General features: G+C 36.5%; 23 protein-coding genes. 9 read left to right on the forward strand and 14 right to left on the reverse strand.

The window, feature by feature from the left end:
* Positions 1-91: 91 nt before the first annotated feature.
* Genes ALPR1_RS09905 through ALPR1_RS09915 form a run of 3 tightly spaced genes read right to left on the reverse strand, consistent with a single transcriptional unit; the run spans position 92 to position 3,857 of the window.
* A complete protein-coding gene (locus ALPR1_RS09905) occupies positions 92-844 on the reverse strand; it encodes a LytR/AlgR family response regulator transcription factor (protein ID WP_008200353.1) in 753 nt (250 codons plus the stop codon).
* Entirely contained in the window at positions 841-2,661 is a 1,821-nt protein-coding gene (locus ALPR1_RS09910; RefSeq protein WP_008200354.1) for a sensor histidine kinase, read from the reverse strand. Before ALPR1_RS09910 ends, ALPR1_RS09905 begins: the two co-directional genes overlap by 4 nt.
* Complete coding sequence (locus ALPR1_RS09915) at positions 2,658-3,857, reverse strand: histidine kinase (RefSeq protein ID WP_008200355.1); 1,200 nt, start codon at positions 3,855-3,857, stop codon at positions 2,658-2,660. Before ALPR1_RS09915 ends, ALPR1_RS09910 begins: the two co-directional genes overlap by 4 nt.
* Before the next feature lie 318 nt (positions 3,858-4,175).
* On the opposite strand from ALPR1_RS09915, the gene ALPR1_RS09920 reads away from it, so the two are divergent.
* Complete coding sequence (locus ALPR1_RS09920; RefSeq protein WP_153231793.1) at positions 4,176-5,198, forward strand: hypothetical protein; 1,023 nt, start codon at positions 4,176-4,178, stop codon at positions 5,196-5,198.
* Positions 5,199-5,234: 36 nt separating this feature from the next.
* Here the strand turns inward: ALPR1_RS09920 and ALPR1_RS09925 are convergent, their stop codons facing one another.
* Genes ALPR1_RS09925 through ALPR1_RS09935 form a run of 3 tightly spaced genes read right to left on the reverse strand, consistent with a single transcriptional unit; the run spans position 5,235 to position 7,509 of the window.
* Positions 5,235-6,098, reverse strand: a complete 864-nt coding sequence (locus ALPR1_RS09925; protein WP_008200357.1) for a 5-oxoprolinase subunit C family protein — start codon at positions 6,096-6,098, stop codon at positions 5,235-5,237.
* Positions 6,095-6,793: a 5-oxoprolinase subunit PxpB gene (gene pxpB, locus ALPR1_RS09930; protein WP_008200359.1), complete on the reverse strand. Its 699-nt coding sequence runs from the start codon at positions 6,791-6,793 to the stop codon at positions 6,095-6,097. The genes ALPR1_RS09925 and pxpB overlap by 4 nt, the downstream gene beginning before the upstream one ends.
* Complete coding sequence (locus tag ALPR1_RS09935) at positions 6,793-7,509, reverse strand: LamB/YcsF family protein (RefSeq protein WP_008200361.1); 717 nt, start codon at positions 7,507-7,509, stop codon at positions 6,793-6,795. Before ALPR1_RS09935 ends, pxpB begins: the two co-directional genes overlap by 1 nt.
* Before the next feature lie 134 nt (positions 7,510-7,643).
* Here ALPR1_RS09935 and ALPR1_RS20535 point away from each other — a divergent pair, with 134 nt between their 5' ends.
* Positions 7,644-7,769, forward strand: a complete 126-nt coding sequence (locus ALPR1_RS20535; RefSeq protein WP_083796150.1) for a 30S ribosomal protein THX — start codon at positions 7,644-7,646, stop codon at positions 7,767-7,769.
* A 28-nt stretch (positions 7,770-7,797) separates the two neighbouring features.
* Here ALPR1_RS20535 and ALPR1_RS09940 read toward each other — a convergent pair whose 3' ends face one another.
* From ALPR1_RS09940 to ALPR1_RS20315, 5 genes are all read right to left on the reverse strand, one after another.
* Complete coding sequence (locus tag ALPR1_RS09940) at positions 7,798-8,097, reverse strand: hypothetical protein (protein ID WP_008200363.1); 300 nt, start codon at positions 8,095-8,097, stop codon at positions 7,798-7,800.
* 51 nt (positions 8,098-8,148) lie between these two features.
* Positions 8,149-8,658, reverse strand: coding sequence for a YdeI/OmpD-associated family protein (locus tag ALPR1_RS09945; RefSeq protein WP_008200365.1), 510 nt, complete (start codon positions 8,656-8,658; stop codon positions 8,149-8,151).
* 15 nt (positions 8,659-8,673) lie between these two features.
* Complete coding sequence (locus ALPR1_RS09950) at positions 8,674-10,119, reverse strand: hybrid sensor histidine kinase/response regulator (protein WP_008200366.1); 1,446 nt, start codon at positions 10,117-10,119, stop codon at positions 8,674-8,676.
* A 10-nt stretch (positions 10,120-10,129) separates the two neighbouring features.
* Positions 10,130-10,576 (reverse strand): response regulator, encoded by a 447-nt coding sequence (locus ALPR1_RS09955; protein WP_008200368.1) that lies wholly within the window; start codon positions 10,574-10,576, stop codon positions 10,130-10,132.
* Between the two features lie 98 nt (positions 10,577-10,674).
* Entirely contained in the window at positions 10,675-12,150 is a 1,476-nt protein-coding gene (locus tag ALPR1_RS20315) for a sensor histidine kinase (protein WP_008200370.1), read from the reverse strand.
* Positions 12,151-12,302: 152 nt separating this feature from the next.
* On the opposite strand from ALPR1_RS20315, the gene ALPR1_RS09965 reads away from it, so the two are divergent.
* The 5 genes from ALPR1_RS09965 (at position 12,303) to ALPR1_RS09985 (ending at position 15,644) form a co-directional block, all read left to right on the forward strand.
* Entirely contained in the window at positions 12,303-12,455 is a 153-nt protein-coding gene (locus ALPR1_RS09965; RefSeq protein ID WP_143185884.1) for a lmo0937 family membrane protein, read from the forward strand.
* Positions 12,456-12,654: 199 nt separating this feature from the next.
* Positions 12,655-12,921: a hypothetical protein gene (locus ALPR1_RS09970; protein WP_008200373.1), complete on the forward strand. Its 267-nt coding sequence runs from the start codon at positions 12,655-12,657 to the stop codon at positions 12,919-12,921.
* Between the two features lie 141 nt (positions 12,922-13,062).
* Positions 13,063-13,434: a response regulator gene (locus ALPR1_RS09975; protein WP_008200374.1), complete on the forward strand. Its 372-nt coding sequence runs from the start codon at positions 13,063-13,065 to the stop codon at positions 13,432-13,434.
* Between the two features lie 11 nt (positions 13,435-13,445).
* On the forward strand, positions 13,446-14,873 hold the full coding sequence (locus tag ALPR1_RS09980) for a sigma-54-dependent transcriptional regulator (protein ID WP_008200375.1): 1,428 nt from the start codon (positions 13,446-13,448) through the stop codon (positions 14,871-14,873).
* A 282-nt stretch (positions 14,874-15,155) separates the two neighbouring features.
* Complete coding sequence (locus tag ALPR1_RS09985) at positions 15,156-15,644, forward strand: Dps family protein (protein WP_008200376.1); 489 nt, start codon at positions 15,156-15,158, stop codon at positions 15,642-15,644.
* Between the two features lie 115 nt (positions 15,645-15,759).
* On the opposite strand, the gene ALPR1_RS09990 is transcribed toward ALPR1_RS09985, so the two are convergent.
* Positions 15,760-16,788 carry a sugar phosphate isomerase/epimerase family protein gene (locus ALPR1_RS09990; RefSeq protein WP_008200377.1) on the reverse strand — a complete coding sequence of 343 codons (1,029 nt, stop codon included), beginning with the start codon at positions 16,786-16,788 and terminating at the stop codon, positions 15,760-15,762.
* A 186-nt stretch (positions 16,789-16,974) separates the two neighbouring features.
* Between ALPR1_RS09990 and arfB the strand changes: the two genes are divergently transcribed.
* Positions 16,975-17,394: an alternative ribosome rescue aminoacyl-tRNA hydrolase ArfB gene (gene arfB, locus ALPR1_RS09995; RefSeq protein ID WP_040302725.1), complete on the forward strand. Its 420-nt coding sequence runs from the start codon at positions 16,975-16,977 to the stop codon at positions 17,392-17,394.
* A gap of 15 nt (positions 17,395-17,409) precedes the next feature.
* On the opposite strand, the gene ALPR1_RS10000 is transcribed toward arfB, so the two are convergent.
* A complete protein-coding gene (locus ALPR1_RS10000) occupies positions 17,410-18,069 on the reverse strand; it encodes a metal-dependent transcriptional regulator (RefSeq protein ID WP_008200380.1) in 660 nt (219 codons plus the stop codon).
* 111 nt (positions 18,070-18,180) lie between these two features.
* Between ALPR1_RS10000 and ALPR1_RS10005 the strand changes: the two genes are divergently transcribed.
* Positions 18,181-20,460 carry a TonB-dependent receptor gene (locus ALPR1_RS10005; RefSeq protein ID WP_008200382.1) on the forward strand — a complete coding sequence of 760 codons (2,280 nt, stop codon included), beginning with the start codon at positions 18,181-18,183 and terminating at the stop codon, positions 20,458-20,460.
* Between the two features lie 58 nt (positions 20,461-20,518).
* On the opposite strand, the gene ALPR1_RS10010 is transcribed toward ALPR1_RS10005, so the two are convergent.
* Positions 20,519-21,052 carry a DUF3347 domain-containing protein gene (locus tag ALPR1_RS10010; protein ID WP_008200384.1) on the reverse strand — a complete coding sequence of 178 codons (534 nt, stop codon included), beginning with the start codon at positions 21,050-21,052 and terminating at the stop codon, positions 20,519-20,521.
* Between the last annotated feature and the right edge of the window lie 68 nt (positions 21,053-21,120).

Raw genomic sequence — 21,120 nt, forward strand, 5'->3', positions numbered from 1 at the left:
GGTTTGACAAAAGTGATATGTTAAGATAGCAGGCTATTTGTCTTTGCTCAAATTTGAAAGAGGAATTTTAGAGGCAAATGCTAATAAATTGTCATATTCCCATTCTTTTTAAAAATTCCTCGCGTTTAGAATTAGATATGCTTACCTGTTTTTCATTGTTCATGACAATGTAGCCTCCTTCTGATTTGACAAATTTTTTAACCTCAGAAAGGTTGATTAAAAAACTATTATGAACACGCATAAAGTTGACATCAATAAGTAAGTTTTCATATTCCTTAAGGTTCTTACTGACCACTAACTTTCGATCATCTTTTAAATGAAAGTCTGTATAAGAACCGTTTGCTTCACAATATAGAATCTGGTTTACTGGAATAAACTCAACTCCCTCGGAAGTGGAAAGGCAAATTTTCCGATTCTCTGGATTTCCTGATTGAAAATTATTTAAAAGGTTTTCCAACAAATTCTGTCTAGATTCTGTTTGGATTAATTCCTTTGCTTTGTGAACTGCTTCTAAAAGCTCATCTAAATCGATAGGCTTTAATAAATAGTCTATTGAACTGAATTTTATCGCCTTGATGGCATAATGTTCAAATGCTGTGGTAAAAATCAAGTGAAAATCTAAATGTTTTACCTTTTGCAATACATCAAAGCCGGTTCCCGTTTGGAGTTCAATATCCATAAAAATGAGATCGGGCTGGTGAAGTGTTATTTTTTCAACAGCTTCTTGAACATCAGTTGCTTCACCCAAAACCTCAACCTCCGGGCAGTAATCTGCTAAAAACGTTTTGAGAGTTTCTCTATTATGATATTCATCCTCAATGATAATCACTCTTAAATTTGTCATTGTTTTGGGATTTTAATGATCACTTTCGTACCTGGCTTTAGATCCTCGTATTGAATAAAATCTTCGATGGATTGCCACTTGTTTTCCAACTTAAGTCTTTCATAAGTTAAGCTCATTCCTCTTGAGGGTCTATAATTTGCTCTCTTAAGTTCTCCTGCAGCTTTCCTACCTATACCATTGTCTTTTACTTCACAGATGATATAGTTTTCTGAATCTTTAAAATGAATTGTTAATATTTTATCTCCAGACTTTTTTGCATTAAGCCCATGTTTGATGGCATTTTCTACAAAGGGTTGGATAATCAACATGGGTACTTCTTCGTACAGCATATCTGCATTTTCAGGTAAAACAATGTTGTATTCAAAGGCATGTTCAAATCGTAGTGATTCTAGGTCTAAGTAGACCCTCAATAGTTCTACTTCTTTTTCAAGTGTCACATGGATGTCTATAGAGTTTTCCAATACCTGTCTTACGAATTTACTGAACTTCGATAGGTATCTTAAAGCAGGTTCCTTTTGTCCGCTGCTTATTAAATGCTGAATAGAACTTAGGCTATTAAATATGAAATGAGGATTAATTTGGGAGCGTAGCGCACCTAAACGAGTTTGATAAGTTTCCTTTTCAGCCTCTCTTTTTTCAATACTGATAAGTTTGATTTTATAGGATAGCCCTAAAGCAAAGATGGTACTTTCTATGGCTGAACCTGTAATCATATAATCCAGGTCAAAAAGGAACATGGTCATTAAGGCTCCTGTGGTAAATACCAAAGTGCCAGCAATCACGAAATAAACGAGCTTTCCAGGATAGGTTTTCCAAAGATATGCAACTCCCACAAATGCGAATGAGGCCATAAAATAGCGCTGCCAATTCATGATTTTTGCTTGCAGAAGACTATAAGGCTCCATATAAATTATTGCACTCACAAAAAGTAAAAAAAAGATAAGAAGGATGGCTACGCCTTTTACTACTTTATCAAACCTTGGAAGGACTTTTTGGAGTTCAAGAAAATGGCGAATAAAGAGTAAGTAAAAGGTATTGATGAGAATTTGAGATACCGTGGTGAGCCAGAAAAAAAACAAGCTATTTTCATACCCAAAGTTTGCCGCTAAATAGGGGCTGATTCTAGAATAGTAAATCAATTGAAATAGCAAAAACAGTCCATAATAGATGTACTGTCTTTCCTTCATATTGAAAAAAAGAATCAAGTTAAAAACCATTAACACTGAAGCGACTCCCAAGAAGAAGAAAGCTAAAACCTGGCTTTTAAAGGAGTTGATAGTCAGATAGTCCGAAAATACTTTGTGAGCTTGAGGGTTGCCCACGCCAAATCTTATTCTGGAAAGATTTGGGGTAGATCTTATATATTGGGTAAGTAATAAAAGCTTGTTTCCTTGAATTAGCTCATCCTTTTGAAGGGCAATAAAATAAGGACTTTCAAGATTTGTTCTTTGGAGTTCGTTCTCCTCAAATCGGTTATAGGAAAGTGCTGTCAATTTCCCTTCTCGAAAAATGTACAGGGCACCTTTTTCAACTTGACTTGGATAAAAGTATATGGAGTCTTCTATTAGGTCGCTTAAAAAATCCTGAAGGTCTATTTCAAACCAATAATAATATCCATGTTTGGGAGCTCTTAAAGAGTCTTTACTGAAAAATTGATTTTGATTAGAAAGCTCTAACGCCTGATCTGCTTTTAATGCAGTGTCGGATATATAAATCTTGGGATTTATAGGAAGCCTGTATGCGGGGATAAGTTCTTGGGCCCATAACGAACAGGCCGATATAAAGTACAAAAAGAGTAAAAAGAGGAGTTGCCTCATTGATTGGCTAGATTGGGAAAAATAAGTTGAACAGTTTTAACCGACTTATTTGATCCATCCAAAGGTGTTTCTGAAACCTTGGATTTTATTTCATAAGGTCGGAGTTCGTTCAGCATATTAACAAAATCCTCCCAAGGAATCATATTTTTCTTGTAGATGGAGTTAATTGGCGCTTCTTCTACTGCTAAAGTGTTATTTATTACCACATTGAAATTAACTTTTGAAGCGGAAATATGGAAATCCACTTCAATTTCTGTGTTTCCATTCGATTTGGCAATGTTCTCTTCAAGCAGATTTTCAATTAAACTTTGTACTATAATGGCAGGGATCTTAGCTTTTGGAAATGTCTCAATGTTACCTTTTTTCAGGTTATAAGTAAGTTTATCCTCATAGCGGAGTTTTTGAAGTTGAAGATACCATTCAAGCATTTGATATTCTTCTGAAACTTTTACAGTTTCTTCATGTAATTGCCCGAGAAAGTAACGAAGCAATTTTCCGAAAATATTCAGGAATCGGAGAGACTTTCTTTTGTCTTCCAATACAATATAATGTTGAATGGCATTTAAGGAATTAAAGACAAAGTGAGGGCTTAATTGAGCTGAAAGAGCTTCTATTTGTAATCTAGTTGCTTTTTGTTGAATTTTCCACCTTTCAAACTCCGTGTCTTTTACGGTATGTAATGCACGAATTCTGGCAATTTGTCCTGCATAGATTGAGGCAACCGCCAATAAAATTTTTAAGTGTTGATCACTGAAATAATTTGCTTGCGAATTTTCGCTATCAATTACCCCAATGACTTTTCCTTCCAGCATTATAGGAACTGCTATTTCGGATAATCTGAAAGAATCGTCCTTTATATAATCTTCATTGGTTCGTGTGTCATCAACTATAATTGGGAGACTGGTAGCTGCTACTTTTCCTGTTATACCTTCACCCACTTTAATCTTTATCGTATTTATAATAGCTGTGCCATTTGGGTTTTTTGGGCCGATAGCAGCTTTTTGCTCTAAATATTCTCCTTTATCATCTAATAAATAGATAACAGCATCCTCAAATCCTAAGATAGAGATACAGTTATTTGCCATATCCCAAAGAATTTCTTCTTCAGTCTCCAACTCTACCATTGAATTGGAGAAGTGAAGCAAAATTTCTTCTATTTCTTTTGGGCTGATATGTCCTGTTTCTTGCTGACTCACTTTTTCTACTTGAAATGATATTTATTCAAGTTGGAATTTATTGAAAAAAATAATCCATAACCAATGCTACTTAATAGAATGCCCTTTTCAGTTCATGGATGTTCGTTTCCAATTGATAGGAGTCTTAGAATATAAAAAATAGGCCTCTAAAGGCCTTAAAAGCCGTTTATTTGATTGATGAATTGAAAAGCACAATTCATCAATCAAAACCATACGTTCATCGATTAGGCGCAAATTTTTGATTTTAGAGGTTTTATGTTTGAAGTGTCGGAAGCGAAAAACACTTCAATAAACTTTATAAATAAATTTTCTAAAATCATGAAAAAGTATCTTTTTATTATCGGTTTAGGAGCTATGATTTTTAATAGTTCATGTGATTCTCAAAATGAGGATTCCATATTTGCAATGGATCAAATGGCTGCAGATGCAGATTCAAATGATAACCTAAATGCCCGTATCGGGCCCTCTGCAGGAGGTAAGGGTGAAGGAAACGCCAAGTTTAACTATGAAATTGCCGAATATTCATATGATGGTATAATGATGACCTTGCCAGCAGAAAAGGCAAAAGAAATCATGGAAACATCTAGAACTAAAGAGGATTTTATTGGTAAAATGATTGTTAAATCAATCGGGATTTTCGATTCAACTTTGGTGAAAAGAGCAACTATGTTTAGTGATTATGCTAGAAGAAATCATGCTGCATTGGCTGGAGATGAACATGAGATCGAGTATGATATCGCTGCAGGTCCTTATGCATCAGCGGCGGCTTTCATGAAAATCGGTGATATTAAAGGTGAGTCTAGAGATAAGGAATATCCATTTGCCTTACTTTTTGATAACAATAGACCCCAAGCTGCTCCTTCTACCGGACCTTGGGATGACAGTATTCCTCCAGTAAAGAAACCAGAACTGGAAAGTATGGCTGAATTTGTTTTACAATTAAACTCTAGAACAGCTGAACCAGCTTCTATAGCTGAAAGCTTAGACGAATTGGAAATTGGATATGGTGTGGATCCAGCAGCAATAGCTATGTTGTTGCCTGCCATTCAAAAAGTTCGAGAGGCTGCTTCAACAGGAACTAACGCCAGAGGAAAAGCTGATATATTGATCGAGTCACTTTCTCTAAATTATGGCTTAGATAAAGAGGGGGATTTTGCTTCTTTACTACAATTAGGCGGCATGGGATCCATAGGGAAATTAGCTAGTGATGACTATGATTCTTCCGGAGATGTGGACTGGGCGAGTATTCAATTGAATAGAAAGAAGTTTGAATTTGAAATGTTCTACCTATGGGATAGGTTTTGGGAAAATCATCAAGAACTCCCTGTTCCAGGAAGATAATTTAAAGGGAAATTTTTTAATGGAGGCCTTGAGAAATCAAGGCCTTTTTATTTTAAAATGAAATTGATCTTTAGGCTTCTTTTGAGCTAGAATTGAGATTGATTCTTCAGTTAATTGTAATACTCTTGGATAGCCTCCTGTTACCTGGGCATCTTTCATAAGTATTAATAATTTTCCGCCAGATGTAAGTTGGATCGTTCCGGGATAAACAGGAGCTGTATGCATTTCGGGAAGCTCATTGTTTAATAATTCTTCCACTTGAAATGCCATTCGGTTAATGGAATTGGCCAAGGTGAAAAGAGTTTTTTCTAGGAGGTTTTGGGAGCTTCTGTCCAGAGAAGCCCATTCCGGTCCAGGATATGCCATGATCTCATTTTCTTTCATCCATTTTCTGGGGTATTTCACATGTGCCGAAGAAAATGAAAAATCATCAAAAGATAGGTAACTCACTTGGTCTCCCTTTTTCAGCATGGATATTTTTGATATACCCTTATAAAAGCTTTTGCTGTTAAGAAATAGTTTTGATTGGAAGCCTTCCTTGATTCCGAGGTAAATGATCGCTCCAAACTCAAACTTTCCTACCTCCAAAATATCACCGATTTTGATATTAAGCAGGCCTTCTGACCTCACTTTTCGGGAATTGACTTTTACTTCTGCCAAAGCGCCAGCAATGCATATGGTGGTAGGCTCATTAAATAAAAGCTGTAGGCCTGGTTGGCATATTTCCATTACTGCAGCATTCTTATGGTTTCTCAATAAATGGTTGACCCAATTCATCGATTTTTGATCCATTACCCCAGAGATAGGAATTCCAAATTCTGCATATCCTATTCTTCCCAAATCCTGAATACTTGTGCCAGGACCTGTTTTGAGGATTGTGATATGTGAATGATTCATCATTCTATCCATTTTGGGTGGGGAGACTCTTGTTTGAATGAATCAAACTCATCTAAAGAAATTGAATAGAATTTAATTTGTTCTCCCGGTTTTGCCCAAACTGGTGGAGTCTTACCTGGATTAAATAATTCGATTGGGGTTTGACCTATCAAGTGCCATCCGCCGGGGCTTTCGCTTGGGTAAATACCGGTTTGGCTTCCTCCAATTGCTATGGAACCGGCGGGGACCTGGCCATCAGGCATTGACTTCCTAGCTTGATGTAAAATTTTTGAAAGGCCTTCTAAATACATAAAGCCTGGTAAAAAGCCGTAAAAGTGTATTCTATATTTAACAGAACTGTGAATCTCAATAAGTTCAGAAATCTTTAGGTCCTTAATTTTTGCAAGGCTTTCTAAATCTCTTCCTAATGAAGGTGAATAGCATACGGGTACTTGCCAAGTTTTAGTAGGCAATTTAATTTGATGATAATCAGATTGATTAGCTGATAGCCAATGCTCCAAAAAATTAGTATCGACCTTTTTACTCCAAAGGATGGATAATGTTTTAAATCCCATTCTTGTTTCAACAATCCTGGCTTTAAACTCCTCTTGTAAATCTTCCTTTAATTGTAATTGCTGCTGTAAAAGCTTGTCTGAGATAGGTAAATCCCAAGATACTTCGGATAGAATTGGTGTGATTTGAAAAAGTTTGGGTTTCATTACCACCAAATTTTACGAATTTCTGGTAAGAAATGAACCAATCCTGGGTTGTCTCCATGAAAACAAAGGGTGTCAGCTGAAATGGGGAGTTTCGATCCGTTAATAGCACTGATGTATCCTTTTTCTAATAAAGGCGTTAAGTGGTTTTTGATCTGCTCGATATCTGTGAACAGGGCTCCTTCGACATTCCTCGAGACCAAAGAAAAATCAGGGTTATAGGCTCTGTCAGCGAATACCTCTTTTCTTATTGGAATAAGTTTTTTAAGGGAGAATTTTTCTAACTCTGAATTTGGAGAGGTGAAAATTGGAACGTTCGGATAATTAAGAGTTAAGAAGTTTGATAATAATTCGGCTAGCCCTGGGTTTTTTGCAGCATCATTATACAGTGCGCCATGAAGTTTAATGTGATCCATGGGAAGACCTTTTAATTGGGCGATTTCTACAAATAAATCTATTTGCTCTCGTAAGGAATCAAGTAGTTCTGTTGGGGCAATTTTAATGGATTTTCGCCCGAAATTTTCTGGATCTGGATAGGAGGGGTGAGCACCAACCTTGGTGTTGAACTGAATTGCAAGATCCAGACTTTTAGAAATAGTATTTTTATCTCCAAAGTGGCCCCCACAGGCAATACTTGCCGCATCTATCCAAGGGAAAATATCTGCTTCATGACTTATGCCTTCGCCAAGATCACAATTTATTTCAGGTGCTTTATTCATCTCTTAAGAAAGATGGAAATTCATAACAAAAGAGGCAAGCAAATTCTCGTCTTTGTTTAAATTTTCCTGATCAGAAGTCCCTTGACATTGTTTTTTGAGTTTTTTAATTTAAGATCGAATCAAACCAAATAACTATGGGAAAAGGAGATATGAAAACTAAGAAAGGAAAAGTTAATAGGGGGACATTTGGAGCTAGCAGGCCTAGAAAATCTGCAAATAAAATAGCACTTCAAAAAAAATACGAAATCAAAAAGAAATAGGGGAAAGAGGGCAGGGAAGCCCTCTTTTTTATTTTCTAGGGTAAACTTTGATGACTTTCTTCGTTTCTGAATCTATTTCTAAGACTATCGGCCCCAAAACCATATCTTGAGTGGTGCTAAAATATACTTCATAGTTACCAGAAGCATTTATTCTTACAAATGCATCCCTCCAGTCACCGACAATAGTTTCTTGTTCCGAAGCATTTAAATGCTTGAAGGCAATTTCTCTGATTTTTCTAAAATCTGCCTCCTGATCATCTTTGTCTTGACAGGAAGAGATTGAGAAAAATAAGCTAATAATAAATAATGAGGATAATACGTGTTTCATTCGTGGGTTTTTCCCCCAGACGAATCATCCCTAAAAAGCGTTACTTAGTTTTTAAAGATTGTTGTAGTATTTAATCAACTCATTAAGCTGCTTAAAGTCCAGCTTGCCTTTAGCCAATTTGAGATGATGCATAATTGCCAATGATTTCTTCATTCGGCTTTCTGGGTTTTTTACTTTGGTAACGATATAAACCAAACTTCTTTGTTTACCGGGAGTAAGAGACCTGAAAAACTTATTTCCTTCCTCATCTTGGTCAAGCAAAACCTGAAATTCCTCCGGTAAATCATGGCCAAACTCACTATAATCTCTTTCTAAATGAATGGAAAGCACATCTCCTTTTTCAAGGTTTAGCTCGTTTCTTAATTCTTTATTGATTAATAAATACCAATAGTTTTTACCTTTCATCAAGGCCATATGCCATGGTCCCTGATGATTTACTGTGACCATAACTCTTCTGTTATTCTCTGTTAAAAACTCTTCAGAAATGGCATCGGGTACTGGAACATGATAGCTCCAATGATTAAAATCAAAATTTTCTAAACTTGCTTTGAAATCTGCCATACCAAAAGTGAGAACTTAGGAAGAACTCAGGTTAAAACTTATCAGAAAAGCTGTTCCTTTTCCAACTTCACTTTTTACACGGATGGACCCTCCATGACTTAATATAATGTTTTGAGTATTGGTTAAGCCTAGTCCCGATCCTGAATCTTTACTAGTGAAAAACGGTTCAAAAAGTCTTTCCAGATTTTCTTTAGGAATACCTACTCCATTGTCTTTTATTTCAACACGGCACTGTTTGTTTTTAATGTAGGTTTTCAAAGTTAGTTTCCCACCTCTTTCTGGCATTGCTTCCACAGCATTTACTAGAAGATTGATCAATGCGATCTTTACTTTTTCAGAATCCACATCAATATCACAAAGCTCATCCTGATAATCCTTGATGATTTCGAAGCCCTTAATCTCAATCCTATCTTTCACTTGTTCTAAAGCCTGGTCAAGCAATTCATTGATAGATTGATTGGAGATGTCAAGTTCACTAAATCGGGTACTTTCCAGAAGCTGAGTAACCAATTGGTTAATCCTATTGCAATTTCTTTGTATTACCTCTATCAAATCTCCACTTTCTTCCAATACTTCCTCAGGAAGCTCCATTTTGAGTTGATCTGCTGATAGGACTATGGTTGTCAAAGGATTTTTGACTTCATGAGCTAATAGCCTTGCGATTCTACCTGTTGATGAAAACTTTTTTAAGTTTAGTTCCTCTTCCTCCTTAGCTTTCATCGCTGTCAAATCCTTGATCAGTACTTGAAATAAATTGGTGTCTTGTTTGACAATGCTGATCAAGGCATTTATGGAGTTCTCACTGTTAATCTTGAGTTCCGCTTCTAAATCATAGACTTCTGATTTTTTTCCCAAGACCTCCATCAACATCAATTTGGGATCTTCATATCGGAACAAATCAGTAAAGTAATAACCTTTTCCAGAGTCCTCAGAATGAGGTTCCATCCCAAATTTATTGATGAAAATAGGATTCGCTTCCAAAATCTTACTTGAGCTATCCATCAGGAGGAAGGGATCACCAGCTCTTTCAAATATTGATCGGAATTTGACTGCAGCTTTATCTAGGGATTCCATTAATTGGGAATCTCTTATAGCATACCTAAGGGTTCTGTCTAAGGTTCTTGCATCAAACTCTCCCTTTATCAGGTAATCAGAAGCACCAACTTGTAGAGCCTCCTGGTCTATTGTGCCTGTATTCATGCCTGTAAGCATGATCACTGGTACATGTTTTTGCTTAGCCTTTATTTCTTGGATTAGTTCTAACCCAGTCTCTTTACCTAACTTATAATCCACTAAAAATACATCGAAAACCTCATTGGCTTTTTCAAGTGCCTCCTCATAGGTTGAGGCCGATTCGATTTGGTAATTTGTACCCTTATTTTTCTTTAGAATTGTTGAGAAAAGTAATAAATCATCCGGATCATCATCTACATATAAAATTCGAATGGTATCTGTACTCATAATAGTTGTTTTAGGCAGGCAATTTTACTGTGTTGGACCAATAATTTTCAATTTCTTTTGCGACTTTAACCAAGCCTTCAAATGATCCTGGTTTGGTGATAAAGCTATTTGAACCCATTTTGTAGGTTACTTCGATATCATCTTTAAGGTTAGATGTAGTAAAGATGATTACAGGGATTTTTTTAAAGTCATCATGGCTCTTTATTTCTGCCAAAGCCGCTCTACCATCTTTCTTGGGCATGTTTAAGTCCAATAAGATAATATCAGGAATAGGGAATTGGTCGATCGCATCATAAGGTGCAACTCGGTTTAAATAATGCAGTAATGCTTCTCCATCTTCCACACAGATAACGTTTTCTTTAGGAAGTGTTTTTTGGAAAGCCTTGATAATTAATAATTTGTCATCATCATCATCCTCAGCAACCAGTATGTTAATTGGTTTTTTCACGAGTATCATATTCTTATTTAAGGGTACACCAAAAGTGATTTACATGCTTTGGTGAATAAAGCTATTTGCAAGTTAGTCTCTTAGCGTTAGATATTTACAATATTATTTCAAGATGTGACCACCGGTAAGAAAAACGAAAAGGTTGAACCTTCTCCTTTAACACTGGTGGCATAGATTGTCCCATTATATTTTTCCAGGATTTTTCTAGAAATCGATAGGCCAATCCCTGTTCCTTCAAATGCTTCTCTGCCATGCAATCTTTGGAAAATGGCAAAGATTTTTTCCGAATAATCTTCGTCAAAACCTATTCCATTATCCTTGAAGCTTATTAGATGGAACTCTGTTTCTGAATCCAGAATTGGAAATTTTAACACTTCCTCGCGAGTAGCAATTCTACTGGATATCTCTATTTTAGGAGGGACATCTTGCTTTGAAAATTTCAAGGAATTGGAGATTAAATTTTGAAAGATTTGTCTGAATTCAGTTTCCTTACCTAATACTTGAGGAAGCTGTTCTACTGAAATGGTAGCCTTTTTTTCTAGAATGGCAATTTCCAGGTCATCTAAAACCGTCTCCATAACCTCTTCCAAATCGATGACTTTTGAATCTTCATTGTTTTCTCTTCCTGCTCTACTGTATTCCAATAAATCTGTGATCAGCCTTCTCATTCTATTAGCGGCTACAGTTATTCTATTAAGGTACAGTTCTCCTTCCCCATCTAGCTTGTCGGCATATTGCTCCATAAATAAATCCGAAAAGGCAGTAATCTTACGCAGGGGTTCCTGTAAATCATGGGATGCTACATATGCAAACTGCTCCAATTCTTTATTAGAGTCATCCAGTAGATAAAGTTGATCTTGTAATTTTTCCTGATATAGCTGAATTCTTCTAGAGGCAATTTTTTGGGCTTTATTATAATGGAAAATGGAAAATAGCGTAATCAAACCTACGGATATAGAAAAAAGAGAGATCAAGCCAACTATAAAGGGTAGGGCATTAATGTTATTGAGGAGAGAGCGGTTTCGCTCTACAAAAACACGGTTTTCTTCATCATTAATAGCCGTGACAGTTTGTTTAATAGAACGATACCCTACTAAGGCATTGGATACTCTGCTTTGATCAACAAACCCCTCCAAACTTCCATTTTCATTGAAATAGTTTACCGTACTTTCAAAAGTATTTACCCTGTCCTTGATTAACTCTTCTAAAACCTCTAGATTTTTTTGTTGCGTATCATTTTTTGAGGTAAGGTCATTTAATTTATCCAGCAGCATCTGTGCATCTATTAAAGACTGCTGATAATTTGTCAAAAAGTCTTCATCTCCGGTGATTACAAATCCTCTAATATTTGTTTCTCTTTCCAAGATACTAGCATAGAGCTCACTTGTTCTTTGAAGGACATCTTGTGTTTCCATCAAAGCTGAAGTGTAAAAGCTAATTCTTTGCGAGGTCCAATAAGAAACCCCACTTCCCACCATTATTAAAATTAATGAGATGATCGCATAGATTTTTATCCTTTTCATGGAGGGGGTGCTTTGGTCGTTAAGCTGTGGATTGCCAGATTTGGGGAATTTCTTTCTCATTTCTTACGGTTTTCCAAGTGAATTTCTGGGTTGGAACAATTAAAAGGTGCTTTTTTGACCAATTTAAGCTGCATTTTTCGATTTCTAATTATGTAGGCATGCACATTGAACTAAAGGACTCAAATAAAACATTAACTAAAACCACAACAACAATGAGTTCTCTATTATATTTTATCGCAGTGATTCTACTAATCGGATGGTTGATTGGAGTATTTGCTTATAGTGCTACAGGTCTTATTCACGTACTACTAGTATTGGCTGTAATTGCCGTTCTATTCCGTTTAATTAGTGGACGAGGGATATAGAATAAAGTATTCTGTATCAATCTTTAATTGAAATACAGATACGACTTAAAAGAGTGTTCTGAGAAGCAAAAGAAAGAATACTTTTCACTAAAAGTCGAAACAAAGGAAGAGGAAAAGATGTTTTAATATTCAGCTTTTGTTCTTTAAGAATTGAATAAAACAGAAAATAAATTTTTATAATTTAAATTAGTTAAGATATATGAAAGCGATCAACAAAACTTTATGGGTAAGCGGATTAGTCACTGGAGCACTAGTGGGGGCTTATTTGTATAAAAATCAAGATCAATACGCATCTCAAAAAGAAAAGATTAACGGCCTTTTAGGAGACCTTCAGCAGGTTGCAGGCGAATTAAAAAATAAATTGGTAGAAGCTAGCCAAGAAGGTTTAAATGCTACCAAGACAGCCTTGAATTCTGCCAAAGAATCAGCAAATTCAGCGAAAGAGGCTGTTAAAGAAAAAGTGTAATAAGGTTTAGAAATATGAAAAAAAGGTGCAATTCCTGATTGCACCTTTTTATATACCCTTATTATTCAAAGTAAAATAATAGTACCAAAATAAAAATTGAGTGAAGTACTCTGCCACCAATCCAAAAAATGTAGAAATGTGATGAAGAATAACGTGATTCTTGTAGTGGATGATGAATTAGAAATAAGAGCACTTTTAACTCGATTTCTTGCAAGAAAAGGATATGAGGTAATTTCGGCCGGGACACTAAGTGAAGGACGCAAATTGGTAGATCAAAAGCATCCCAACCTTATCTTTTTGGATGTCAATTTACCCGATGGAAATGGTATCAAAGAATTGAAAAAATGGTCCTCTGAATTTGATTGGCTTCAAGTCATTATGATGAGTGCATTTGACCATCAGGAGGCAAGAGATGAAGCTTTCGATTCTGGAGCGATGTATTTTTTAAGCAAACCATTTAATCTTGCCAAATTGGAGCAAGTAATTCAAAAAAAAATAACTAAGAACAATTAATACTATTTCACATGGCTAAGATTCTAGTAATCGATGACAACATTGATATTTGCCAACTTCTAGAGCGGTTTTTAACTAAAAAAGGCTACGAAGTAGATACCACTATCTCTGGTAAAAATGGACTGGAGATGGTTAAGGAAACCTATTACGATCTCATTTTCTGTGACTTTAAACTTCGAGACATGGAAGGTCGAGATGTACTGGCTAAAGTCCGTATAATATCACCTGGAACAAAAGTCGCAATCATCACCGGTTATGCAGATGTGAAAATTGCCGTGGAAGTAATCAAAAAAGGTGCTTTTGATTATATCACTAAACCGCTGATTCCAGATGAAATCATCAGTTTGATTGAGCGTGCTTTAGCTTTAAAAGAAGAAGAAAAAGTCAAATCCGTGACTTTTGAAAAAGCCGATTCAAAAGCCAAGAAAAAGACATCAAAAGCAGAGGCTGATTCTAAGTTTTTGAAGGGTACAGGTAAAGAATCCAAAAAACTTTATAAAGAGGTGAAATTGGTTGCTCCAACCAACCTAAGTGTAGTGATTTATGGAGAAAGCGGAGCAGGAAAAGAGAATATTGCCAGGTTAATTCATGATCAAAGTGAAAGAGCAGGGAAGCCATTTATTGCAGTAGACTGTGGAGCATTGACAAAGGAACTGGCAGGAAGTGAATTGTGGGGCCATGAGAAAGGATCTTTTACCGGAGCCCATACAGAGAAACCAGGGCAATTTGAAATTGCTGACGGAGGAACCATATTCCTTGATGAGATTTCAAACTTGTCTTATGAAGTGCAAGTAGGATTATTAAGATTAGTGCAAGAAAGAAAACTAAGAAGAATAGGAGGTACCAAAGATAAATCTATTGATGTAAGAATTATTGTGGCCTCTAATGAGGATTTGAGGAAAGCTGTTCAGGAAAATAAATTCCGTGAAGATCTTTATTTCAGATTCAATGAATTCAGTATTACCGTTCCTCCATTGAGAGAAAGAAAGGATGATATTGAGGCTTTTGCTTTGCATTTTCTAGAATTATCAAATGAGGAGTTAAATAAAGATGTAGAAGGCTTTGATGAGGAAGTAAAAGAAGTCTTCCAAGAATATGTATGGCCTGGAAACCTTCGTGAAATGCGCAATGTCATCAGAAGGGCTACCTTATTGACAGACGGAGAAAAAATGACTGTTTCTGCATTACCTCCTGAGGTGGTGTATGCGAGGAAATTTAATTTCACCGACTCAACTTCAAGTAATACATCCGACGCTCAAGCCAATGGTGCTCAAGCGAGCAAATCTCCAACTAACTTAAAAGATGCAGCTGCAGAAGCAGAGGCAGAAGTACTGAGAAAAGTACTTGAAGAGGTTAAGTATAACCGAACCAAAGCTGCGAAACAATTGGGGATCGATAGAAAAACTCTGTTCAACAAAATGAAACAATACGATTTATAATTCAATACAGAATCATAAAAAAAAGGGCTTTCAGTAAACTGGAAGCCCTTTTTTTGTGCAAGGCATTCAACAGGATGGGGAATCTATTTCATGCGATTTTTAAGGTGTTTTTACCAATGATTTTTGTTCTCCAATGATTCTTTGTTTCAGTAGTTAAAATCCAATAGTATCTAATGATTTTACCTTATTAGGGGAAGGATGATTTTGAATGAGGTTTATTGGCTTTGAGATTGCATTATACTTGGCATGGATAACATAACTAACATTAAAACCACAGATAATATGTCAACTAATAAAGCAACACTTGCAAATCATTTGAAACTAGATGACAAGGCTATGAAGAGTTTAGCTGGAAATATGAATGATCTATTGTCTGATTATCATATTTTTTATCAAAATGTAAGAGGATTTCACTGGAATGTAAAAGGTGAAAATTTCTTTGATCTTCATATCAAGTTTGAAGAACTATACACGCAACTTTATGAAAATATAGATGATCTGGCTGAGAGAGTCGTAACTATTGGATTCAAGCCTTTACATGCCTATTCAGATTACCTTAAGAATAGTATTCATAAAGAAATTACCGATGTAAGTAATGGAGATGAATGTGTCAAACATGTCATTGATGGACTTGGCATTCTAGCACAGTCTCACAGAAAAGTAGCCGAAGAGGCTGGCGAAGCTGGAGACATTGCAACTGAAGATATGCTGACAGCTTTTGTGGGCGATCTTGAGAAAAGAATGTGGATGTTTACTATGTTTGCAAAATAATATACCAAACACAGCCAAATTTAAGAGCCGCAGTGAGAACTGTGGCTTTTTTGGTTTAAAGCAAAAAAGCTCGCTTTATAAAAAAACGAGCTTTTGATAAAATCTACTTTTTGCTTTAAGAGAGAGCTTTTTCACAGAAATCAACACATTTCTGAACCTCTTTCACTGGATCTGATCCTTCTGGAACCTGATATTCAAGTTCTATCGTGGCAGGAAACTTATATTTATTTTTTTTCATCAATTGGAGCATTTCTGGGATTGGAGTATCTCCTTTTCCCCATTCTAAATTCCCCTTTCCGTTGGCCGGAGTTTGACGATCTTTAGTATGCATGCTTAAAATGCGCTTATGTTGTTTTTCTATCAAAGGAATTAAATCCGTATTACCTGCAGCAATATAGTGTCCGGCATCTAGGTTAAGTCCATTCTTTGGGCTTTGCGAAAGCGCAGTGTCCCAAAAAGTAAAAGTTTCTTGCTCATGACCGTGATAGCCCACTGACATTCCATTCTTCTCTCCAAGTTTACCAAGCCTCAATGTATGAGCATCATCTGAGGGGTGTTCAAGTGTTACATGAGATGCACCAAGAGCTTTGGCAGCTCGCATGCCATAGGAGATTTCAGCATCTGAATTATTCTTTCCAAAGGCACTGGGTTTAAATGCATAGATACTGACCCCAGCAGCTTTGTACATTTTGCGGAAATCTTCAAATTTTTTCATATCCACATTAGCTCTCCACTCAGCAACTTCTTTTCCGTAAGCCTCTGAAGCAGATCTCATTTCTGCCATTTCTTTCTTTTCATCCTCGGTCAATTCACCTCCATCTCGACCTTTACGCATAAGTTGAAACATTCTCATCCTATCCACTGGAGAAGATGGCATGCCAGCGAAACTCTCTGCTGGATCTCCCATGAGTTCAATTGCGCTAAGACCGGATTCAGTTACATATTTCAGTGTTGCTTCTGCACTTTGATCTGGCATGGACCGAAAGGAGTAAGTAATGCATCCAACCTGGACTCCATTTATCAAAGAGTTTGGCTTATTGTAATTTTTGAGAATATTAGGCGCTCCATGCAGCCATGCTGGGGCAGCCATAAATCCTGCTGCTCCTAGAGCTGACTTTATCAAAAATTCTCTTCTGTTTTTCATGGTATTTTGGGTTATTGAATAGGGAGAGTTTATTTTATTGAAAATCAAATTAATAATTTTCCAGTAATAAATATTGAAAAGGCAATGGTACACCAAATGATTAGATAGTTGGTCGTAATCTAATTTAAACGAAAGCAGGTATCTTACCTTTTCAATTGATTATAGAATTTGAATACGAATAGTGAGATGAAATCCTTAAGGAAAAGAATGGATGAAGGTGATTTTTTAAAGGAATTAAATTTCCAGACGGCTAGGAGTGGTGGGGCAGGTGGTCAGCATGTCAATAAAGTGGAGACCAAGGTCTTGATTAATTTCGATCTGGAAGCATCATTAGCATTGACAGAGGAGGAAAAAATTAGGTTAAAAGAAAAGCTAAAGTCCAAAATAACCGAAGCAGGATTACTTCAGGTTCAAGCACAAGAGAAGCGTTCTCAATTCCAGAATAAGGAGATTGCTATCCAAAAGTTTTATGAGTTGATCCAGAAAGGATTAAAAAAGAAAAAGACTCGCAAAGCCACTAAACCAGGTAAGGGAGCCATAGAAAAACGTCTAAAATCCAAAAAGAACAAAGCTGAAAAGAAAGCCAATAGAAGTTGGAAGTATTAAGCTAACATGATCTTTCTATTCAATAACACGGACCAAAAGTCGATTACAAACTTTTTCGCTGAGTGTTTCAGAGGAATGGTTTTCGTAATTTACTACCATACTTTGATCATAAGGTTCGACAGAACGAATGGAAAGCTCTTTTCCCAAACTCAATTCCCTGCTATTTAAGAATTCTAAAAATTCGGTTGAGGAATTAGTGAGTCCTGCTAAAGTCACTGTTTGACCAGATTTGCAAGAAGAAAGGCTGACATAATTCACTTCCTGAACCCGGCCGTTTTTATCAGGAATAGGAGAGCCATGTGGATCTACGGTAGGAAAGCCTAGCATTTCATCCATTCTTTCAAAAAATTTACCAGCGTGAATATGTTCCACTTGCTCTGCAATTTCATGAACTTCTTCCCAGCCAAATCCCATTTTATTGACCAAAAACATTTCTGTTAGCCTATGTTTTCGGATAATTAGTGCAGCTGCTTTTTGTCCATCTTTTGTCAGAGTTACCGGTCTGTATTTTTCATAAATCACCCAACCGTTTTTTTGCATGTTTTTTACCATACTATTCACCGTAGGCATACTTACCTGCATTTGTCCTGCTAATTCCGAAATGTTCACCTCATTTTCCTCATTCGCTAAGTTAAATAAGGCCTTGAGATAGTTTTCTTCTGTTTGAGAAGCCATACAATTTTCAATTTGTACTCAAATATCTAAAAAAAATATGGATAACAATTTTGTTAGATCAATCTAACAAATTACTTTTGCAATATCTAATTAAATTGTGAGAAGACTGATATGAAGAGATTACTACTAGCATTAGCAATAGTTTGTGGAGGGATTACAGGAGTTTTCGCTCAAGAATTTTTGGTGGAAGGGAGAGTTATGTCAGAAAACAAAGCACTAGAATTTGCAAATGTTCTTGTGAAAGGGACAAGTTTAGGTGCGGTGACAGATCAGGAAGGTTACTTTAAAATTGCCCTTTCTAAGTCAGGGGAGATAAGTCTTCAGGTTTCCAGTATGGGTTATAAGACGCTAAACAAGACTTTAAAAGTCCCTTCAGATCAAGCAAGAAATCTAAGTTTCGAACTAGAATCTATGGATTCAGGCTTGGATGAAGTGGTAGTAAGTGGTACTATGCAGGAAGTTTCTAAGTTAGATTCTCCTGTTCCTGTAGAGGTTTATTCTGCAAATTTTTTCAGAGCCAATCCCACCCCTTCGGTTTTTGAATCGCTTCAAAATGTGAATGGAGTTCGTCCCCAGATCAACTGTAATGTTTGTAATACAGGAGATATTCATATCAATGGATTGGAAGGACCTTATACCATGATTTTGATCGATGGGATGCCAATTGTTTCAGGTTTAGCGACTGTTTACGGCTTGACAGGAATACCTCAGTCATTGATCAATCGTATGGAAGTGGTGAAAGGACCTGCTTCCACACTATATGGTTCAGAGGCAGTAGGTGGTTTAATCAATGTCATTACCAAGAGCCCTGATACTGCACCACAAGTTGCGGTCGATGCCTTTGCCAGCAGTTGGGGAGAGGTTAATACTGATATTGGCTTTAAGAGCAATTTGGGCTCAAAGCTCCAATCTTTGTCAGGAGTAAATGTGTTTTATTACGATAACCCAATTGACAATAATTCTGATGGGTTTACGGACTTAACTTTATCTAAAAGATTTTCGGTCTTCCAAAAATTCAATTTAAAAAGGCCTCAAAATAGAGTATTCAATATTGCGGGTAGGTATGTTTATGAGGATCGTTGGGGAGGTGAGATGAACTGGGATAAAAGTTTTCGTGGAGGAGACGAAGTTTATGGTGAAAGCATATTTACCAGTAGATGGGAAACATTTGGTACGTACCAGTTGCCAACCAACGAGTCCCTAAACTTGATGTTTTCTGCAAATGGTCATCACCAAAATTCTGTTTACGGGACTACAATTTATGAAGCCAATCAAAGGATTGGTTTTGCTCAACTCACCTGGTCAAAATCTAGCCAGAATCATCAATTTCTTACTGGCTTAGCTTATCGATACACGTTTTATGATGACAATACACCTGTAACCTCTTCTGCAGATGGGAAACTTAATCAGCCTTCCAAGGTGCATTTGCCTGGTTTATTTCTTCAAGATGAAATAAAGTTTCAAAGAAATCAAAGTTTGTTACTGGGACTGAGATATGATTATAATTCAGTTCATGGTTCAATATTTTCTCCAAGGTTGAATTACAAATTGGCTTCTGAGGATAAAAGCACTGTTTTACGTGTATCGGTAGGGAATGGCTTTCGGGTAGCAAATGTTTTTACAGAAGATCATGCTGCCCTGACAGGTGCTAGAGAAGTGGTCTTTGAAGAGGAACTACAACCAGAGCAAAGCTGGAATACTAATCTGAATTTTGTGAAAAAAATATACTCTGATAAAGGGACATTTATTGGGATAGATGCCACAGGGTTTTATACTTATTTTACCAATAGGATTGTTCCTGACTATGAGACGAATCCCAATCAAATCATCTATGCAAATTTAGATGGTTCTGCTGTGTCGAAAGGGGTTTCAGTAAATCTTGATTTGGCTTGGGCAAATGGCTTGACGGTTACCACGGGAGCTACTTTGATGGATGTGTCAATAGAAGAGGAGGGCGTGAAATCTCGCCAGCTTTTGACTGAACGGTTTTCTGGTGTTTGGTCGGTAGGATATGATTTTCACGTATTAGGCCTTACAGTGGATTACACAGGCAATGTATACAGTCCAATGCGATTGCCTTTATTAGGAGAACTGGATGAGCGTGATGAGTATTCTCCTTGGTGGAGTATCCAAAATATCCAATTGACCAAAAAACTAGGGGATCGTTGGGAAATATATGGTGGAGTTAAAAACCTCTTGAATTTTACACCGCCTGCAAACAGTATTGCCAGATCATTTGATCCTTTTGATAAAGGCGTAGACTTCAACCCTGATGGTTCAGTTGAGCCAACTCCAAATAATCCGCAGGCCTTAACCTTTGACCCAACTTATGTTTTTGCACCAAATCAAGGGATAAGAGGATTTTTAGGATTCCGATGGACCATTTTATAATAAAAAAGCCCAGAGAAATCTCTGGGCTTACGCGTTAAGTTATTAAACCGATGATTGATTAGATTTCCTCTTCTACAGAACCGCAGGTTAACATTTTGTCTCCAAAATATGGATTTCTAATTTCCATCGAAGTACTTAACCAAAATGCGCCCTGATTGTTTTTTGCCATAGGACAATATTGCTTATAAAGTTTTCCAGAAGTGAGCTTTGAAGTCTTAACCATTTCTAATACTTCTGCAGAGAGTAAATCAAAAGCGTCTCTTTGCACTTCTGTGTCAGTGGTTTCCGAGATTTTTTTGATCTCTACTCTTATTACTTCAAGTTCTGTATTAGGATTAGCTGAAAGAGTTGAAGATAAATTTAGAGCGATCTCTTGGGCCTCTTGTCCATTGGTTTCTACCAATGCATTTTTAAGGTTTAAATAACCACCCAACACTTTTGAATGAAAATCATCCTCCAATGTCACTTTATCAGCAGTAGTTTCAATTGTTTCTGTTGCCGCAACGTTTTCTGTTTTACTTGTTTTTTCTGAACAGGCATAGGTAAACAGTATAGTCAGGGAGAATAGGGCGATTTTTGATAAATTTTTCATCAAGTTTAATTTTAAATAAGTATTTATTATTGTTTTAGTCTATTAGTATTGGCTAGATAGAAATTGAA

The organism is Algoriphagus machipongonensis (assembly GCF_000166275.1).
GTDB lineage: Bacteria > Bacteroidota > Bacteroidia > Cytophagales > Cyclobacteriaceae > Algoriphagus > Algoriphagus machipongonensis.

Excerpts from the sequence above, each read along its gene's own strand:
- ALPR1_RS09905 (WP_008200353.1), bottom strand. The coding sequence starts at position 844 with ATGACAAATTTAAGAGTGATTATCATTGAGGATGAATATCATAATAGA.
- ALPR1_RS09910 (WP_008200354.1), bottom strand. The coding sequence starts at position 2,661 with ATGAGGCAACTCCTCTTTTTACTCTTTTTGTACTTTATATCGGCCTGT.
- ALPR1_RS09920 (WP_153231793.1), top strand. The coding sequence starts at position 4,176 with ATGAAAAAGTATCTTTTTATTATCGGTTTAGGAGCTATGATTTTTAAT.
- ALPR1_RS09925 (WP_008200357.1), bottom strand. The coding sequence starts at position 6,098 with ATGATGAATCATTCACATATCACAATCCTCAAAACAGGTCCTGGCACA.
- pxpB (WP_008200359.1), bottom strand. The coding sequence starts at position 6,793 with ATGAAACCCAAACTTTTTCAAATCACACCAATTCTATCCGAAGTATCT.
- ALPR1_RS09935 (WP_008200361.1), bottom strand. The coding sequence starts at position 7,509 with ATGAATAAAGCACCTGAAATAAATTGTGATCTTGGCGAAGGCATAAGT.
- ALPR1_RS20535 (WP_083796150.1), top strand. The coding sequence starts at position 7,644 with ATGGGAAAAGGAGATATGAAAACTAAGAAAGGAAAAGTTAATAGGGGG.
- ALPR1_RS09940 (WP_008200363.1), bottom strand. The coding sequence starts at position 8,097 with ATGAAACACGTATTATCCTCATTATTTATTATTAGCTTATTTTTCTCA.
- ALPR1_RS09945 (WP_008200365.1), bottom strand. The coding sequence starts at position 8,658 with ATGGCAGATTTCAAAGCAAGTTTAGAAAATTTTGATTTTAATCATTGG.
- ALPR1_RS09950 (WP_008200366.1), bottom strand. The coding sequence starts at position 10,119 with ATGAGTACAGATACCATTCGAATTTTATATGTAGATGATGATCCGGAT.
- ALPR1_RS09955 (WP_008200368.1), bottom strand. The coding sequence starts at position 10,576 with ATGATACTCGTGAAAAAACCAATTAACATACTGGTTGCTGAGGATGAT.
- ALPR1_RS20315 (WP_008200370.1), bottom strand. The coding sequence starts at position 12,150 with ATGAGAAAGAAATTCCCCAAATCTGGCAATCCACAGCTTAACGACCAA.
- ALPR1_RS09965 (WP_143185884.1), top strand. The coding sequence starts at position 12,303 with ATGAGTTCTCTATTATATTTTATCGCAGTGATTCTACTAATCGGATGG.
- ALPR1_RS09970 (WP_008200373.1), top strand. The coding sequence starts at position 12,655 with ATGAAAGCGATCAACAAAACTTTATGGGTAAGCGGATTAGTCACTGGA.
- ALPR1_RS09975 (WP_008200374.1), top strand. The coding sequence starts at position 13,063 with ATGAAGAATAACGTGATTCTTGTAGTGGATGATGAATTAGAAATAAGA.
- ALPR1_RS09980 (WP_008200375.1), top strand. The coding sequence starts at position 13,446 with ATGGCTAAGATTCTAGTAATCGATGACAACATTGATATTTGCCAACTT.
- ALPR1_RS09985 (WP_008200376.1), top strand. The coding sequence starts at position 15,156 with ATGTCAACTAATAAAGCAACACTTGCAAATCATTTGAAACTAGATGAC.
- ALPR1_RS09990 (WP_008200377.1), bottom strand. The coding sequence starts at position 16,788 with ATGAAAAACAGAAGAGAATTTTTGATAAAGTCAGCTCTAGGAGCAGCA.
- arfB (WP_040302725.1), top strand. The coding sequence starts at position 16,975 with ATGAAATCCTTAAGGAAAAGAATGGATGAAGGTGATTTTTTAAAGGAA.
- ALPR1_RS10000 (WP_008200380.1), bottom strand. The coding sequence starts at position 18,069 with ATGGCTTCTCAAACAGAAGAAAACTATCTCAAGGCCTTATTTAACTTA.
- ALPR1_RS10005 (WP_008200382.1), top strand. The coding sequence starts at position 18,181 with ATGAAGAGATTACTACTAGCATTAGCAATAGTTTGTGGAGGGATTACA.
- ALPR1_RS10010 (WP_008200384.1), bottom strand. The coding sequence starts at position 21,052 with ATGAAAAATTTATCAAAAATCGCCCTATTCTCCCTGACTATACTGTTT.